Origin of the sequence: Bacilliculturomica massiliensis, from assembly GCF_900605495.1 — a bacterium.
Taxonomy (GTDB): domain Bacteria; phylum Bacillota; class Clostridia; order Peptostreptococcales; family Anaerovoracaceae; genus Bacilliculturomica; species Bacilliculturomica massiliensis.
Window position 1 is genome coordinate 109,981 of record NZ_LR027601.1, and the last position, 14,952, is coordinate 124,932.

General features: G+C 55.9%; 14 protein-coding genes. All 14 read left to right on the forward strand.

All coding sequences use genetic code 11. From position 1 onward, the window contains the following. Positions 1–125 precede the first annotated feature (125 nt). Entirely contained in the window at positions 126–2,069 is a 1,944-nt protein-coding gene (locus E0E37_RS05560) for a sensor domain-containing diguanylate cyclase (protein ID WP_130861999.1), read from the forward strand. A 317-nt stretch (positions 2,070–2,386) separates the two neighbouring features. Then, positions 2,387–3,094 carry a M23 family metallopeptidase gene (locus tag E0E37_RS05565; protein WP_165445219.1) on the forward strand — a complete coding sequence of 236 codons (708 nt, stop codon included), beginning with the start codon at positions 2,387–2,389 and terminating at the stop codon, positions 3,092–3,094. Between the two features lie 199 nt (positions 3,095–3,293). After that, positions 3,294–4,076 (forward strand): DUF169 domain-containing protein, encoded by a 783-nt coding sequence (locus E0E37_RS05570; protein ID WP_130862001.1) that lies wholly within the window; start codon positions 3,294–3,296, stop codon positions 4,074–4,076. 3 nt (positions 4,077–4,079) lie between these two features. After that, positions 4,080–4,877 (forward strand): ABC transporter permease, encoded by a 798-nt coding sequence (locus E0E37_RS05575; protein WP_130862002.1) that lies wholly within the window; start codon positions 4,080–4,082, stop codon positions 4,875–4,877. Between the two features lie 20 nt (positions 4,878–4,897). Then, entirely contained in the window at positions 4,898–5,926 is a 1,029-nt protein-coding gene (locus E0E37_RS05580) for an ABC transporter substrate-binding protein (protein WP_165445220.1), read from the forward strand. Positions 5,927–5,934: 8 nt separating this feature from the next. Beyond that, positions 5,935–6,936, forward strand: a complete 1,002-nt coding sequence (locus E0E37_RS05585) for an ABC transporter ATP-binding protein (RefSeq protein WP_130862004.1) — start codon at positions 5,935–5,937, stop codon at positions 6,934–6,936. Positions 6,937–7,295: 359 nt separating this feature from the next. Then, positions 7,296–8,465: an ATP phosphoribosyltransferase regulatory subunit gene (locus E0E37_RS05590; protein ID WP_130862005.1), complete on the forward strand. Its 1,170-nt coding sequence runs from the start codon at positions 7,296–7,298 to the stop codon at positions 8,463–8,465. After that, on the forward strand, positions 8,459–9,109 hold the full coding sequence (gene hisG, locus E0E37_RS05595; protein ID WP_130862006.1) for an ATP phosphoribosyltransferase: 651 nt from the start codon (positions 8,459–8,461) through the stop codon (positions 9,107–9,109). The genes E0E37_RS05590 and hisG overlap by 7 nt, the downstream gene beginning before the upstream one ends. 30 nt (positions 9,110–9,139) lie before the next feature. After that, entirely contained in the window at positions 9,140–10,414 is a 1,275-nt protein-coding gene (gene hisD, locus E0E37_RS05600) for a histidinol dehydrogenase (protein ID WP_130862007.1), read from the forward strand. A gap of 51 nt (positions 10,415–10,465) precedes the next feature. Next, a complete protein-coding gene (gene hisC / locus E0E37_RS05605; protein WP_130862008.1) occupies positions 10,466–11,572 on the forward strand; it encodes a histidinol-phosphate transaminase in 1,107 nt (368 codons plus the stop codon). Between the two features lie 12 nt (positions 11,573–11,584). Continuing rightward, positions 11,585–12,172 carry an imidazoleglycerol-phosphate dehydratase HisB gene (hisB, locus tag E0E37_RS05610; RefSeq protein WP_130862009.1) on the forward strand — a complete coding sequence of 196 codons (588 nt, stop codon included), beginning with the start codon at positions 11,585–11,587 and terminating at the stop codon, positions 12,170–12,172. Between the two features lie 85 nt (positions 12,173–12,257). Next, positions 12,258–12,890, forward strand: coding sequence for an imidazole glycerol phosphate synthase subunit HisH (gene hisH / locus E0E37_RS05615; protein WP_130862010.1), 633 nt, complete (start codon positions 12,258–12,260; stop codon positions 12,888–12,890). Positions 12,891–13,056: 166 nt separating this feature from the next. Further along, positions 13,057–13,767: a 1-(5-phosphoribosyl)-5-[(5-phosphoribosylamino)methylideneamino]imidazole-4-carboxamide isomerase gene (gene hisA, locus E0E37_RS05620; protein WP_130862011.1), complete on the forward strand. Its 711-nt coding sequence runs from the start codon at positions 13,057–13,059 to the stop codon at positions 13,765–13,767. Positions 13,768–14,027: 260 nt separating this feature from the next. Then, positions 14,028–14,783: an imidazole glycerol phosphate synthase subunit HisF gene (gene hisF, locus E0E37_RS05625; RefSeq protein WP_130862012.1), complete on the forward strand. Its 756-nt coding sequence runs from the start codon at positions 14,028–14,030 to the stop codon at positions 14,781–14,783. Positions 14,784–14,952 lie beyond the last annotated feature (169 nt).

Sequence of the window (14,952 nt, forward strand, 5' to 3'; positions counted from 1 at the left end):
GCGATTTCCCCATTCGTCCTCGATATGCGTGCCGAGCCGTAGACAAAACGGCGGAAACGGCGTATACTTAATAGATCATGGACGGGGCTGTCCGGAAGGATGGACTGTGTGGGGGAGGTCCGATATTGAAGAAAAATATCTTGTTTCGCACGAATGCGCTCATATGCCTGATCATCATAGCGGGTTTTCTGGTCACGGCGGTGCTCAGCTATCGTGCGAATTACAGCGCTTCGCTGGAAAATATCGAGCAGGTATCGGTGCTGACCTCGGAGGGGATCTATCATCAGATGGCGTCTGTCTTTACAAAGCCGGTGAATGTGTCGCTGACCATGGCCAACGACAGCCTGCTGAAGGAGTACCTGATGGAGGAACCGGATCATCTGGAAGATCAGTCCTATACGGATACCATCAGCGGGTATCTGATGGCATACAAGGTGAAATACGGCTATGATTCCGTATTCCTGGTATCCACAGGGTCCCACAGGTATTACAATTTTAACGGCGTGGATCGGATCATCGCCAGGGAGGGCGGCGTAGACGACAACTGGTACTACAATATGCTGGCCGCAGAGGAAGAGTATTTGCTGAATGTGGATACGGACAAGGTGGCCGGAGTAAATAATGAGATCACAGTGTTCGTGGACTGCAAGATCCGGGGGGACGACGGCGCAGTCCTGGGCATTGTGGGCGTGGGTCTTCAGATCGATCATCTGCAGGCGCTGCTCAAAGAATATGTGGATAAGTTTGGCGTAAACGCTTTCCTTGTGGATGAAAGCGGAGATATACAGATCTCGTCGGATCATACCGGATATGAAAAGGAGAATTTCTTTGCGCTCTGTCAGTTTGACGACGAGGTAAAGAACGCGGTCCTTGACTGGAAAGAGGAAGAGAGGACCTTGAATCTGTGGGTGGCCGGGGGATCCATCGCGGCGAAAAAAGATTATGAGGATTACGTGGTGACCCGCTTTATTCCGGAGCTTTCCTGGCACCTGATCGTGGAGCGGGATACGAAAGCGCTGGTGGGTCAGCTCCAAAAACAGCTCTATGAGACCGTGGCGGTGATATTCGGCATCATTGTTCTCATTCTCATCGTCATCACGCACATGATAAAAGGCTTCAACCGCCAGATCACCAGACTGACGGAAGAACAGCAGGAGAGCTTCCGCAGGGTGACCGAGCAGATGTACGACAATATCTATGAGCTGAATATCACGGAAAACCGCGCCGCAGGCCCCAGCACGGAGCGGTATTTTGAGAGCATGGGCGCGCCGAAAGACATGCCCTTTGATCAGGCTCTGAAAGTGATCGCGGAAAAGCAGATACGGGAAGATTTCCGAGAGGGCTATATATCTACCTTCACTCCCGAAAATGTAATGCGGGAATATCAGAACGGAAACAACCATCTCAGCTATGACTTCGTGATGACGGAGAACGGCTCCGACTATTACTGGCTGCGGATCGACGCCTATATCTATTATCTGGAAAGAGACCATTCGGTGCGGATGTTCGTCTACCGCAAAAATGTCGATGCGGAGAAGCGTCAGGAGATCCTGATGAACCAGCGGCTGCAGATCGACGAGATGACGGGAATGTACAACAAGATGGCCACCGAAAGACACATGATGGAAAAGCTGCAGAAAGAAGAGGGCGCCGTTTTCGCCTTTTACATTCTGGACATCGACAGCTTTAAACAGGCCAACGATCTGAACGGCCATGCCTTCGGGGATCAGGTCATCGTATCGTTTACAGAGACCGTCCGGGGACATTTTGGCGCCGGGGACGTTCTGGGCCGCATCGGCGGGGATGAGTTCGCCGTTTTAGCGGAAGTGAGGGACAGGGACGAGGCGGTGAAAAAGGCCGGCGGTCTGTGCCGGGCGCTGGATCAGGACTTTGTCTCTGGAAAGATGAGCTGGCACATGACCGCCAGCATCGGCGTGGCCCTGTATCCGGATGACGCGGAGGATTTTGAACAGCTTTACAGACGGGCGGACGAAGCGCTGTACCAGACGAAGAAGAAGGGAAAGAACGGCTTTACGGTGTACGGTCAGGCTGCCGGCGGGCGGCGATGATAAATCGATCATCGAATGAAACGCAGCAAATGAAAAAACAGACGCGCGCCTGAAGGCGGTCCGTTATGATCGGATCAGCCCCGGGCGCGTTTTTTTTTGTGCGGCAAAGACTCCGGATCCGCGCCTGCGCCGGGCATCTTCTTTAAAGATCTGTGCATAAAGGCGGCGGATCGGGACCATACTAGACGTAAAAGCAGCCTGTACGGGCGCCGTGTGCCGCATACCGCACGGAATCGGCAGAACGGAAGTGTTTCCCATTCGGATCACGGACGAAGGCGGAGGCGCGAAGCAGGATGAGAGAGTATGGAGGAATGGATATGCGTTCAGAAAGATATGAACAGGAACAGACGAAAAAACAGAATTTCCGCTACACAATGATCGCAGTTTTCTGTGCCCTGGTGGTGCTGGCCGGCGCGGTGTATACCGTGAGAGCCAATCCGCAGTGGATCGCCAAATGGGATGGCAGAACACTGGACATCAATAACGAAAATGAAAATCGCCGGACGGAAGATCTGCAGACCACGCCCATCAAGACGCAGGACGTGTCTAAACCGGTGCCCACCGTGGACAGCAAGGACGACAAAGGCACGGGAACTGCCCGGCAGAATACGGCCGGCGGGGCCGTCATGGTCCAGCCGGTAAAAGGGGAGATCAGTAAAAAGTTTTCCCCGGAAGCGCCGGTCTATTCCGCCACGCTGGATCAGTACACCGTTCACAACGGCGTGGACATCGACGCGGAGCTGTCGGCGCAGGTGTGCGCCGCGGCGGAAGGAACCGTTACAAAAGTTTATAACGACGACAAGCTGGGACTCACCATCGAGATCACGCACGCCGACGGCCTGATCACAAAATACAGCAATCTGAGCACCGATAAGATGGTAGGTGAGGGCGATGTGGTGACAAAAGGCCAGGTGATCAGCGGGATCGGCGACACAGCGCTCTTTGAGAGCATCGAACCCACCCATCTCCACTTTGAAGTGTGGAAGGACGGAGCGCCGGTGGATCCGGAAAAGTACTTTAAATAGAAAAGCGAGGGCGAAAAGAATATTCTTGCACTCAACAGGGAGAACGGTGATCAAGCCGTTCTCTTTTTTACGTTGACAGAATAGAAAAAGCCCGCGTATGCATCCGTTTTACATAGAAAACATCAATTGGACAGTCCTGGGATCGATACATTAACATAAAAATATACGTCATTGGTACAGGAAGGAAATTGAGAGGACGATGAAGGATAGGGTGAAAAGCGCCTGCGACTGTTTGAAGGCGGCTCTCGGGCTGGAAAGAAGTCCGGTGGGCGTGAAATTTTTATACACACAGGAAGAATATCTGGCGGCCGGCGCGCCGGTTCTGAAAGCGCGGACGCCATACTGCGTAATGGTTCGTCAGGCTTCCGGGGGTAGGGCTTTTAAGACGGACCTCAGTCATTCAAAGTGCGGCGGAGGGACCAGAGCGCTGGGACTGACAGTTCCCGGAGAACGCTTTCTGACGGGAGAAGAGTTTGACGGCTTCGGATTGTACCGGGACCGGGAGGTATCCCGAGGGGTCGCCGGCGATCTGACATTCTGCAGCAGACCGGCCTGGGGCGTCATGACCAGACCTCTGGAGCAATATGATGAGATGCCGGATGTGGTCATACTCATCGTGAGACCCTATGAGGCCATGCGGATCTTACAAGGCTATACCTACCAGTACGGTGTCTGCGGCAGCTTTAAGCTGGCGGGGAACCAGGCTGTCTGTGCGGAGTGCACAGCCTATCCCTTTGAGACGAAGGGAATCAATTTGTCGCTGTTCTGTTCGGGGACCCGGTATCTGGTGGGGTGGAAAGAAGAGGAGATGGCCGTGGGAATATGCGGGGAACGCTTTGCGGCGGCAGCCGAAGGCGTGTACCGCACTGTCAACGGGGCGGAGACCAACGGGGCAAAGGATATGATACTGGCACGGGCTGCGGAGCTTGGGCTGGAGGATCCAGGAATCAAACGGGACGACGCTTATTTTATGAAGGAATAGGACATGAGAGAAAAGACAGAATTCAGTCTGCTGCTCGTACGGGCCGCGTTGATCGCCGCTGCTCTGGCCTTCTGGCAGTACGCTGCCGTCAGCGGTATGGTCAGCGCGTATTACACAAGTTATCCCACTGAGATCCTGCTGGATCTGATAGACTTCGCACAGAGCGGAGCTCTGTGGAAACACGCTTCCGTGACGCTGTCGGAAGCTCTGATGGGATTGTTCTACGGGACTGTCACAGGAATTTTCACAGGCGTGCTGTTTGGGCAGTTCAAACGTCTTGGAAAGGTGTTCCTCCCTATTGTGACCGCCATTCACGGCGTACCGCAGCTGACGCTGGCTCCCGTTTATATCCTTTGGTTTGGTCTTGGATTTACGTCCAAGGTCTTTCTGGCGTCGTTAATGGTATTTTTTAATGTGTTCTTTGCCACCTTCGGAGCGGTGAACAGCATGGAAAAGAAGCTGGTAGAGTCGGCGACCCTTCTGGGAGCGGGTAAGGTACAGACGCTTTGGCACGTGGTTCTGCCCAGTTGTTCTCCCTGGATCCTGACAGGGATCAGGAACGGGCTGGGATCCAGTCTGGTGGGAGCCATTATCGGGGAATACATGGGAGCTGCGGCCGGCTTTGGCTGGATGATCGCCTACGCTACCAGTTATTTTAATATCAAGCGCGTTATGTCCTGCATCGTCATACTTTTGCTGGTGGGAGTGATCATGAATTTCAGTCTTGACAAGGCGGAGCAGCGGCTTTTCATCTGGAGACCCAAAGGTGCGCTTGACATAGGACCAAAGTCAAATTCGTAGCAATGAAAAAGGAGAAAACAATGAGGAAAGTATGGAGTATTCTATTGATCACCGCAATGATCGCAGGAGTGGCACTGCTGTCCGCCTGCAGCGGGCAGAACGACGGCGACGGCGGAGACGGCGTGTCAGGCGCGGAACTGACTGAGATAACCGTGTCAGAGATCAGGGGGATCAGCTGGGCGTCTGCCTACGTGGCCCAATCCCTCGGTTACTTTGAGGACGAGGGCCTGGACGTGGAGTTCGTGATCTACAAAGACGGACCTGTAGCGTTTCAGGGAATGCATGCGGGAGATTCCCAATTCTGCATGCTTTCCGCAGAGCCGGTCATGAGAGCGTACGACGAGGGAATGGAATCCTATATGATCATGACCAACAGCAACAATCGAATCTACGCATTCGCCGCCCGGCCGGAGATCAAAAGTGCGGCGGATCTGAAGGGCAAGACGGTATTTGCAGGAATGCCGGGGTCGGCGCCTTATTCTTTCGTGTTATCGCTGCTCAGCGAGGCGGGTCTCTCTGAGAATGATGTGAACTTCCTGAACATGGAATACGGAGCGGCCGTCGTGAGTCTGTCGGAAGGCGTAGTGGACGGCACTTTCTTTGACATTTACAATAAGTCTGAACTGCTGGCGGCAGTCCCGGAGGCGAATATCCTGGTGGACACCACGGACCCGGCCACCCACGAAAAGCTGTATGGGTCTCAGTTCTGCGATACCACCATCGTCACCTGCACGAAGAAGTTCGCCGACGAAAATCCGGAGACAGTTCAGGCCTTTGTCAACGCTTCGGTGAAGGGGCTTAAGTGGATCGGGGAGCATTCTTCGGCGGAGATCGCCGAGCTTTTGATACCGATGTTCGAGGGCATGACGGAGCAGCAGCTGGCCGACAAGCTGGAGACGATCAAGAGCTCCTTCTCAGCCACGGGCGCGATCACAGAGGAAGGCTATCAGACCGTAGAAAATTTCTGCCTGGAGCAGGGTCTCATTCAGAAGCCCATCGGCTATGAAAATATCATTCCGGCTCAATTCGTGGAAAACGCTCTGAAATAGATATGACGATGGCATATATTGAATTCAGGGAGATCGATAAATATTACGGGAGTCAGCACGTCCTGAAAAAACTGAGTCTCTCTGTGGAGAAGGGACAGCTGGCAACGCTGCTGGGCGCCTCAGGATGCGGCAAAAGTACGCTGCTTCGGTGCCTGGCCGGCTTTGAGGGAATGCAGAGCGGACGTATTTTTCTGGATGGGGAGGATATCTCGCAGAAAGATCCCCGTGAGAGATGCATCGGAATGATCTTTCAGCAGTACAGCCTGTTTCCCACCATGACTGTGGGGGCCAATGTGGAGTTTGGCCTGAGAATGCGGCGGACCCCGCGGGAGGAACGAAAAAAGCTGACCGGAGAAGCGCTGCGCATGGTAGACCTTCATGGGATGGAGAACAAATATCCTTCCCAGCTTTCCGGGGGCGAACAGCAGAGGGTGGCGCTGGCCCGCAGCCTGGTCACAAAGCCGAAGGTACTGCTGCTGGACGAGCCCTTCAGCGCCATCGACGCCAAGCTGCGCAAAGAATTGCAGTCCAGGGTCAAATCAATTCAGAGAGAGACCGGCGCCACCTGCATATTTGTCACGCACGATCAGGACGAGGCCATGCGCATGTCCGACGTGATCCATCTGATGAAAGACGGTGTGATCGAACAATCGGGAAGGCCGGAGGAATTGTACGCCTCGCCCAGAACCGTTTACGCCGCGGGATTTATCGGCAATTATAACCTGCTGTCTCCGGAGGACTGCGCCAGGCTGGGTCTGTCTCATTCCGAAGGAGCCTGGGCGGCCATACGGCCGGAGACCATTAAGCTTTGCGGCGTCCGGGAGGGAGATGTGACGGGCAAGATCAGGGAAGTACTGCCCCAGGGAAATATCGTTCGTTACTTTGTGGACTGCGGCGGCGTGATACTGGAGGCGGATACCCTGTTTGACAGCGCCGTGGAACTTAGAAAGGGAGATCTGGCGGGGCTTCTGCTGGATCAGTCTCAGATCGTGCACCCGGCATGGGAGTAACAGGAAACAGGAGCGGAAAAGCAAGAGAGCCGGCGCTTCTGCCGGCGCGCCGCTGCGTTCAGAGCGGCGCCTGGCGGAAGCGCTGTTTTTTATGGGCGTACAGCGGCATTCTCTGATCTCTCTGATCGGAAAAAATATAAAAGTTACGGGCGGCGGGTTGATTTTCTCCTGAATATGTGCTACTATAACTTCATTGCTTTATTGCGTTAAAACAATATAGTGAGAAAGCGCGTGACAGCGGCAGGAATTGGGATTATACTAGTAACAGTTAGGATCGCAGCCGGCCGGCGCGGTCCGGAGGATGGAATCTCCTGTACGGAATGAATGGAATGAGTGCTGAAATTGGAAAGAGGAAAAGTATGAAACTGCAGATCAAGACGTTGAGGCCGGAGGAACAGGCAACCTTGCAGCTGCGAGGGCTTTACGAGCAATACGGCTATAAGAAGTACCGCATGGGGCGGTTTGAAGAATACAGTCTATACGCGGCGAACAAACGATTTCTGCCCAGTGAAAACGTGATCACCTTCACGGATCTGGACGGAAAGCTGCTGGCGCTGAAACCTGATGTGACCCTGGGGATCGTGAAAAATACCAAGGCCACCAGAGAGAGCACAGAAAAGCTCTATTACACGGAAAACGTCTATCGCGAGAGCAAGGAGAGCCACACTTACAGAGAGATCAGCCAGATGGGACTGGAATGTATCGGAACGGTGGACCTGTACGCCGTGATCGAGGTCCTGTCCCTGGCGGAACACAGTTTATCGGTGTTCGGTCCTGATTTCGTGCTGGTCGTATCCCATATGGGGCTGGTCGTGGGGCTGCTTGAGAGCCTGGGCGTGGACGAGGACATGGAAAAGCGCATGCTGGCCTGCATCCGAAGCAAAAATGCAGGAGAGCTGAAGCTGGTGGCCGAGGAGGCGAAGCTGTCGCGGATCCAGGTGGAAACGCTGTGCCAGCTGCCCACGCTGTACGGAGATTTTCCGGCCACGATCAAGAAGGCGAGAAAAATCGCCATCAACAAGACCATGGAGGAGGCGGCGGATCAGCTGGAAGCGGTCTACCGCTCCATGCGGGCCGTGGGACTGGCAAAGAAGATGAGGCTGGATTTTTCCATGATCAACGACATCGAGTATTATAATGGAATCATTTTTCAGGGTTACCTGGAGGGCCTGCCCCGCAATGTGCTCTCGGGAGGGCAGTACGACGGCATGATGGCCAAGATGGGCAAGGATCTTGAGGCCATCGGGTTTGCCCTGTATATCAGCGAGCTGCGCCGTCTCCCCGGAACCGGCCCGGCCTGTGATGTGGAAGCGCTGGTGCTCTACGACGGCGGCGCGGATTACGGAAAGCTGGCGGCGGCGGTGAAAAAGCTGGTAAAAGACGGTATGCGGGTGCGCACGGAACGCGCCGTCCCCGCGGGACTGCGCTTTGAGCGTCTCTACCGATTTGAGGACGGAAGCCTGCGGGAAGAGCAGGCGGGATCCCCGGGACGCTGGGCCGGAGAGAAGGAGGCGAAGGGACAATGCTGAATATCGCGCTGCCGAAGGGCAGACTGGGGGATCAGGTCTACGAGCTGCTGGCCTCCATCGGGTACGACTGTAAAAGTATATATGAGGAAAACAGGAAGCTGGTATTTGAAAACCAGGAGAACGGAGTGCGTTATCTTCTGGTCAAGCCCAGCGACGTGGCTATCTATGTGGAACACCACGCGGCGGACGTGGGCATCGTGGGAAAGGACATTCTTCTGGAAAGCAGACCTGACGTTTATGAACTGCTGGACCTGAAGCTGGGCAAATGCCGCATGGCGGTGGCCGCCTGCGAGGATTTTGCCGAAGATACGGACCGTCCTCTCCGGGTAGCTACCAAGTTTGTCAATATCGCCAAGGATTATTATACCGGGCTCAACAGGGAGATCGAGATCATCAAGCTGAACGGCAGCATCGAGCTGGCTCCCATTCTGGGACTTTCCGACGTTATCGTGGACATTGTGGAGTCGGGAAATACGATCCGGGAGAATCACCTGCGGGTGGTGGAGGAATTCCGGCAGATCAGCGCCCGTTTTATAGCCAATAAGAGCAGCTTTGAATTTAAGAACGACGTCATCGGCGAGATGGTCCGGAAGCTGTCCGCGGCAGTGGCGCAGAAGGAACTGGCTGTCTCCGGCGGAAAATAGAAAAGAGCCGGCGTGAAGAGAGGAGAAAAGATGATAAAGATATACGATATGAAGGAGATCACACTGGCGGAGATCCTGGATCGGGAGGAACAGCTGCAGACGGACGTGTCGGAGACGGTGGAAGAGATCATAGCCGCGGTAAAGAGAGACGGCGACCGGGCGCTCCTGCGCTATGAAGAGAAATTTGATCAGGCGAAACTGACGTCGCTGGAGGTGACGGAAGCGGAGGTCCAGGAAGCTCTGGACGAGACGGACCCGGACTTTCTCAGGACGCTGGAAATGGCCAGAGACAACATCGCGGCCTTTCACGAGAAGCAGGTGAGAAAAGACTTCGTCATCACGGAGAAGGAGGGAGTGATCCTGGGACAGAAGATCACCCCCATCGAGAGGGCGGGGATCTACGTGCCCGGAGGTACGGCCAGCTATCCCAGCAGCGTGCTCATGAACGCCATTCCGGCCAGGCTGGCGGGGGTGAAGGAGATCGTCATGGTGACGCCTCCGGACAGAGACGGACGGATCAGCAGCGTGATCCTGGCGGCGGCGAGGACGGCGGGCGTGACGCGGATCTTCAAGATCGGCGGCGCTCAGGCGGTGGCGGCTCTGGCATACGGAACAGAGAGCGTGCCCCGGGTAGATAAGATCACGGGGCCGGGCAACGTTTACGTGGCCACAGCCAAGAGCAAGGTGTACGGCATGGTGGATATCGATATGATCGCCGGTCCCAGCGAGATCCTGGTGCTGGCGGACGGCACCTGCGATCCCCGGTATGTGGCGGCGGATATGCTCTCTCAGGCGGAACACGACCGGCTGGCCAGTCCGGTGCTGGTCACAGACAGCAGAGACCTGGCTCTGGCGGTGCAGAAGGAGCTGGAAGTACAGCTTCCCCAGCTGCCCAGAGAGGAGATCGCCCGGGCCAGCGTGGATGACCGGGGCAAGATCATACTGGCCGAGAGCATGAAGCAGGCGGTGGAAGCAGCCAACGCCATCGCGCCGGAACATCTGGAGGTGTGTGTGGACGATCCCTTCGCCCTTCTGGCGGAGATCAGGAACGCAGGGTCCATCTTCCTGGGCAAAAATACGCCGGAGGCCATGGGAGATTATTTCGCGGGACCCAATCACGTGCTGCCCACCGGCGGCACGGCGCGGTTTTCCAGCCCGCTGTCCGTGGACGACTTCATCAAGAAATCCAGCTTTATCTACTACACGAAGGAAGCGCTGGGCCAGGTGAAGGACAGAGTGGCGGATTTTGCCCGGCGCGAGGGCCTGCACGGCCACGGCAAGAGCGTGACCATCCGTTTTGAATAGGCGGGCGTTTGCTGGTCCGCGCAGGAGACCATTGAAAGGAAGGAAGACAGGATGAGCCGATTTTTGTCCGGAAAGTTCGCGGCCATCGAGCCGTATACGCCTGGGGAGCAGCCTCAGGACCGGAGCTATATTAAACTGAATACCAATGAAAACCCGTATCCGCCCAGCCCGAAGGTATTCGAGGCTATCTTCGGCGGAAACGGCGGGGGGGAAAAGCGCCTGGCGGAGCCTGGGGCGGAGATCGATAAACTGCGTCTCTATTCTGATCCTGAGGTCCGGGAACTGAGCGAGGCCATCGCCGGTTTTTATCATATCAGTCCGGAGCAGGTGCTGGTGGGAAACGGATCCGACGAGATCCTGGCCTTTGCGTTTCTGGCCTTTGGAGACGACACGAAGCCGGTGCGGTTTCCAGCTGTGAGCTACGGCTTTTATCCGGTATTCGCCCGGCTCTTTGGCATATCGGCGGAGCCGGCGGCGCTGAGGGAGGATTTCACCATTGATCCGGCCGATTACATAGGCTGCGGCAGGAACGTGGTCATCGCAAATCCCAACGCGCCCACGGGGATCGCGCTGGAGCCTGCGCAGATCGAGGCCATCGTGAAGAGCAATCCGGATCATCTGGTGATCATCGACGAGGCGTATGTGGATTTCGGCGGAGAGTCGGTCATCCCGCTGATCGACCGGTACGATAATCTCATGGTGGTGCAGACATTTTCCAAGTCCAGAAGTCTGGCGGGCGCGCGGCTGGGGTTTGCCGCCGCCTGCAGAGAAATTATCAGCGACATGAATAAAATGAAGTTCAGCTTCAATCCCTATAATGTGAACCGGCTCTCCATTCTGGCAGGGACCGCCGCCATGAAGGACCGACCGTATTTTGAGCGCTGCACAGCGGCCATACGGGAGACCAGAGAGGAAACGGCGGCGGAACTTCGGCGCATGGGGTTTACGGTGCTGCCGTCCAAGGCCAATTTCCTCTTCGCCAAAAGCGACCGCATCGGAGGGGGAGAATACTTTCGGCAGCTGAAGGAGCGGGGCATTCTGGTGAGACACTGGGACAAACCGGAGATCAGGGATTACGTGCGGATTACCGTGGGTACGCCTCAGGATATGAAGACGCTGTGCCGGGTCACGGAAGAATTGCTGGCGGAACGGATATGAGCGGAGGGTAAAATGAGAAATATTGAGATCACAAGGAATACGGCGGAGACGCAGATCGGGCTGGCGCTGAATCTGGACGGATCGGGCAAATATCAAAACGACACGGGCTGCGGATTTCTCGATCACATGCTGGATCTGTTCAGCCGCCACGGCCGTTTCGATCTGGCCGTCACCTGCAAGGGCGACACGGAGGTGGACTTCCACCACACGGCGGAGGACATCGGCATCGTTTTGGGAGACGCTTTCGCCAGAGCCCTGGGAGATAAAAAGGGGATCAACCGCTACGGCAGCTTTCTGCTTCCCATGGACGAGGCGCTGGTACTGTGCGCCGTGGATATCAGCGGCAGAGCGTGTCTGTCCTATGAGGCTTCCATACCTTCCCAGAAGGTGGGCGATTTTGATACGGAACTGGTGAAGGAATTTTTCCTGGCGTTCACCCGCAGCCTGGGTCTGACGCTTCACATCCGACAGCTGGCGGGAGAGAACAGCCACCACATCATCGAGGCCATGTTCAAGGGGCTGGGTCGGGCCATGGCGCAGGCTGCGGCCATCGATCCGCGCTACGCCGACGAGATACCGTCCACGAAGGGCGTGCTGTAATGCGCGAACGTTAGAAAACAGCGGAATCTGACACAGAGCGTGAAACGGTTCCGCCCAGTCAATTGACTGCAGAGGGAGGACGCCAATGATAGCGATAATTGATTACGGAGTGGGAAATCTCTTTTCCCTCAGCTCATCGCTGAGATATCTGGGATTGGAGAACAAGCTTACCAATAAAAGAGAAGATATTCAGGCCGCGGACCGGATCATTCTGCCCGGGGTGGGCGCGTTCGCCGACGCCGCAGAGAAGCTGAGACAGACCGGTCTTGTGGATACCATAAAGGAGGAGACGGCGGCAGGAAAACCCCTTCTGGGTATCTGCCTGGGCATGCAGCTGCTCTTTGAGAAAAGTCTGGAATACGGCGAGCACCAGGGGCTGGGGCTGATCCCCGGAGAGATCTGCCCCATACAGCCGGATCTGAGACAGCCGCTGAAGGTACCGCATATCGGCTGGAACAGCCTGCGGTTTACGGAAAAAGCATACGATGAAGGCAAAAGGGTCCATCCGCTGCTGAAATACAGCCGGAATGGGGATTACGTCTACTATGTGCACAGCTTCTACGCGAAAAACTGCGGAGAGAATACGCTGGCTGTCTCGGAATACGACGTGGAGATACCTGGCGCGGTGGCAAACGGCAGCGTTTTGGGCACGCAGTTTCATCCGGAGAAAAGCGGTTCCGCAGGTCTGGCTATGCTGAAAGCTTTTTCAGAATTGTAGGCGGCAGGAAAGAAAGCATGGGAAAAGGGAAGAGAGAAAGAATAACAGTCAGAACAACAGACGGAACAACAGACGGAACAACAGACAGAAGCAGGAATGAGCAGGATTGAGAAGGAATGAGCGAGCAGGATTGAAAAGGAATGAGCGAGCAGGAGGAAACAGCGAGATGAAAATATTTCCCGCCATTGATCTGAGAGACGGAAAGGCCGTGCGGCTGTTCCAGGGCGATTATGATCAGATGACAGTTTACAATGACGATCCCGCGTCGGTGGCCCGGGAGTTTCGCGCAAAAGGCGCGGAATATCTGCACGTGGTGGATCTGGACGGCGCCAAAGACGGAAAGCTGGTCAATTTCGCCACGATCCGAACGATCGTGGAGGAAGGCGGCATGTTCGTGGAGGTAGGCGGAGGGATCCGGGACGAAGAGAGGATCCGGCAGTATCTGGATCTGGGGGTAGGCCGGGTGATACTGGGAACGGCTGCCGTCACCAACCTGCCTTTTCTGCAGGATATGGTGGATAAGTACGGAGAAAAGATCGCGGTGGGCGTGGATGCAAAGGACGGTCTGGTGGCCATCAACGGGTGGAAGGAGATCACGCAGACACGGGGTCTGGACTTCTGCGCGCAGCTGCGGGGCATGGGAGTGAACACGGTGATCTACACGGATATTTCCAGAGACGGCGGGCTGCAGGGCACCAATATGGAAGTGTACGAAGAACTGTCCGGGATCGAGGGACTGAATATCGTGGCCTCAGGGGGCATCAGCTTTCTCAGCGAGATCCAGGCGCTGCGGGGCAAGGTGGACGCGGCGATCCTGGGCAAGGCGATCTATACGGGAGCGCTGGATCTGGCGGAAGCTATAAGACTGGCGCGATAGATGTTGGGCGCAGCGGGGCGGAGACGGTTGGTTGAACAGGCTAGGCGCTGCGGGGCGGAGACGGTTGGTTGAACAGGCCGGGCGCAGCGGGGCGGAGGCAGCTGGATGAACAGGCCGGGGCTGGCGGGGCAAAGGTAGCTGGCTGAACAGGCCGGACACAGCGGGGCAGAGACAGCTGGCAGGAATAGGGCGGCGGCCGCCGGCCGGAACTGGTCAAGTCAGGTATGCCGCCGGCGCGGCGGGAAAACAGGAGGTAGTCTATGATAACAAAGAGGATCATTCCCTGTCTGGACGTGAGGAACGGCCGGGTAGTCAAGGGAGTGAATTTTGAAGGGATACAGGACGTGGCCAGTCCGGTGGAGATGGCGCGGTTCTACAACGAGAGCGGCGCGGATGAACTGGTCTTTTACGATATTACCGCCAGCGTGGAAGAACGGAAGCTGTTCACGGATATTCTGACCGAGGTGGCGCAGGAGATATTTATCCCGCTCACAGTGGGAGGAGGGATCAACACGCTGGAGGATTTTGACCGCGTGCTGAAATGCGGTGCGGATAAGGTCAGCGTAAACAGCGGTGCGATCCGCGATCAGGGACTGATCCCGGCGGCGGCGAAAAAATACGGCGATCAGTGCGTGGTGCTCTCCATGGATGTGAAGCGCGTAGACGGACGCTTTATGCTGTTTGCCAGGGGAGGCCGGGAAAACACAGGCATCGACGCGCTGGAATGGGCGGAGAGAGGCGTAAAAAACGGCGCCGGCGAGCTGGTGGTGAACAGCATCGATACCGACGGCGTAAAGAAGGGGTTTGACATCGAGATGCTTAAGGCCGTGGCGGACCGGGTGAACGTGCCGATCATCGCTTCCGGCGGCGCAGGCTGCATGGAGGATTTCAGAGAGCTGTTCCAGGATCCCCGGATCGACGCCGGACTGGCAGCCAGCATATTCCATTTTAAGGAGATCCAGATCGGAGATCTGAAGCGGTATCTCAGAGAAAATGGGATAGAGATGCGGATTTGAGTTGCAGGAAATTTGGAATGGTGTTATAATGAGGGCACAAACAAATATAAAATAGTTTGTTGTGTGCGAACAATAAAGGGAGCCGCTGAGGAATAAAACGCCGGCTGCCGGCGACAGAAGCCGGGAGGACGGCGCGGATCTGTCTCAGCCAAAGCGAGGAGAGAGAAAG

Excerpts from the sequence above, each read along its gene's own strand:
- E0E37_RS05565 (WP_165445219.1), top strand. The coding sequence starts at position 2,387 with ATGCGTTCAGAAAGATATGAACAGGAACAGACGAAAAAACAGAATTTC.
- E0E37_RS05570 (WP_130862001.1), top strand. The coding sequence starts at position 3,294 with ATGAAGGATAGGGTGAAAAGCGCCTGCGACTGTTTGAAGGCGGCTCTC.
- E0E37_RS05575 (WP_130862002.1), top strand. The coding sequence starts at position 4,080 with ATGAGAGAAAAGACAGAATTCAGTCTGCTGCTCGTACGGGCCGCGTTG.
- E0E37_RS05580 (WP_165445220.1), top strand. The coding sequence starts at position 4,898 with ATGAGGAAAGTATGGAGTATTCTATTGATCACCGCAATGATCGCAGGA.
- E0E37_RS05585 (WP_130862004.1), top strand. The coding sequence starts at position 5,935 with ATGGCATATATTGAATTCAGGGAGATCGATAAATATTACGGGAGTCAG.
- E0E37_RS05590 (WP_130862005.1), top strand. The coding sequence starts at position 7,296 with ATGAAACTGCAGATCAAGACGTTGAGGCCGGAGGAACAGGCAACCTTG.
- hisG (WP_130862006.1), top strand. The coding sequence starts at position 8,459 with ATGCTGAATATCGCGCTGCCGAAGGGCAGACTGGGGGATCAGGTCTAC.
- hisD (WP_130862007.1), top strand. The coding sequence starts at position 9,140 with ATGATAAAGATATACGATATGAAGGAGATCACACTGGCGGAGATCCTG.
- hisC (WP_130862008.1), top strand. The coding sequence starts at position 10,466 with ATGAGCCGATTTTTGTCCGGAAAGTTCGCGGCCATCGAGCCGTATACG.
- hisB (WP_130862009.1), top strand. The coding sequence starts at position 11,585 with ATGAGAAATATTGAGATCACAAGGAATACGGCGGAGACGCAGATCGGG.
- hisH (WP_130862010.1), top strand. The coding sequence starts at position 12,258 with ATGATAGCGATAATTGATTACGGAGTGGGAAATCTCTTTTCCCTCAGC.
- hisA (WP_130862011.1), top strand. The coding sequence starts at position 13,057 with ATGAAAATATTTCCCGCCATTGATCTGAGAGACGGAAAGGCCGTGCGG.
- hisF (WP_130862012.1), top strand. The coding sequence starts at position 14,028 with ATGATAACAAAGAGGATCATTCCCTGTCTGGACGTGAGGAACGGCCGG.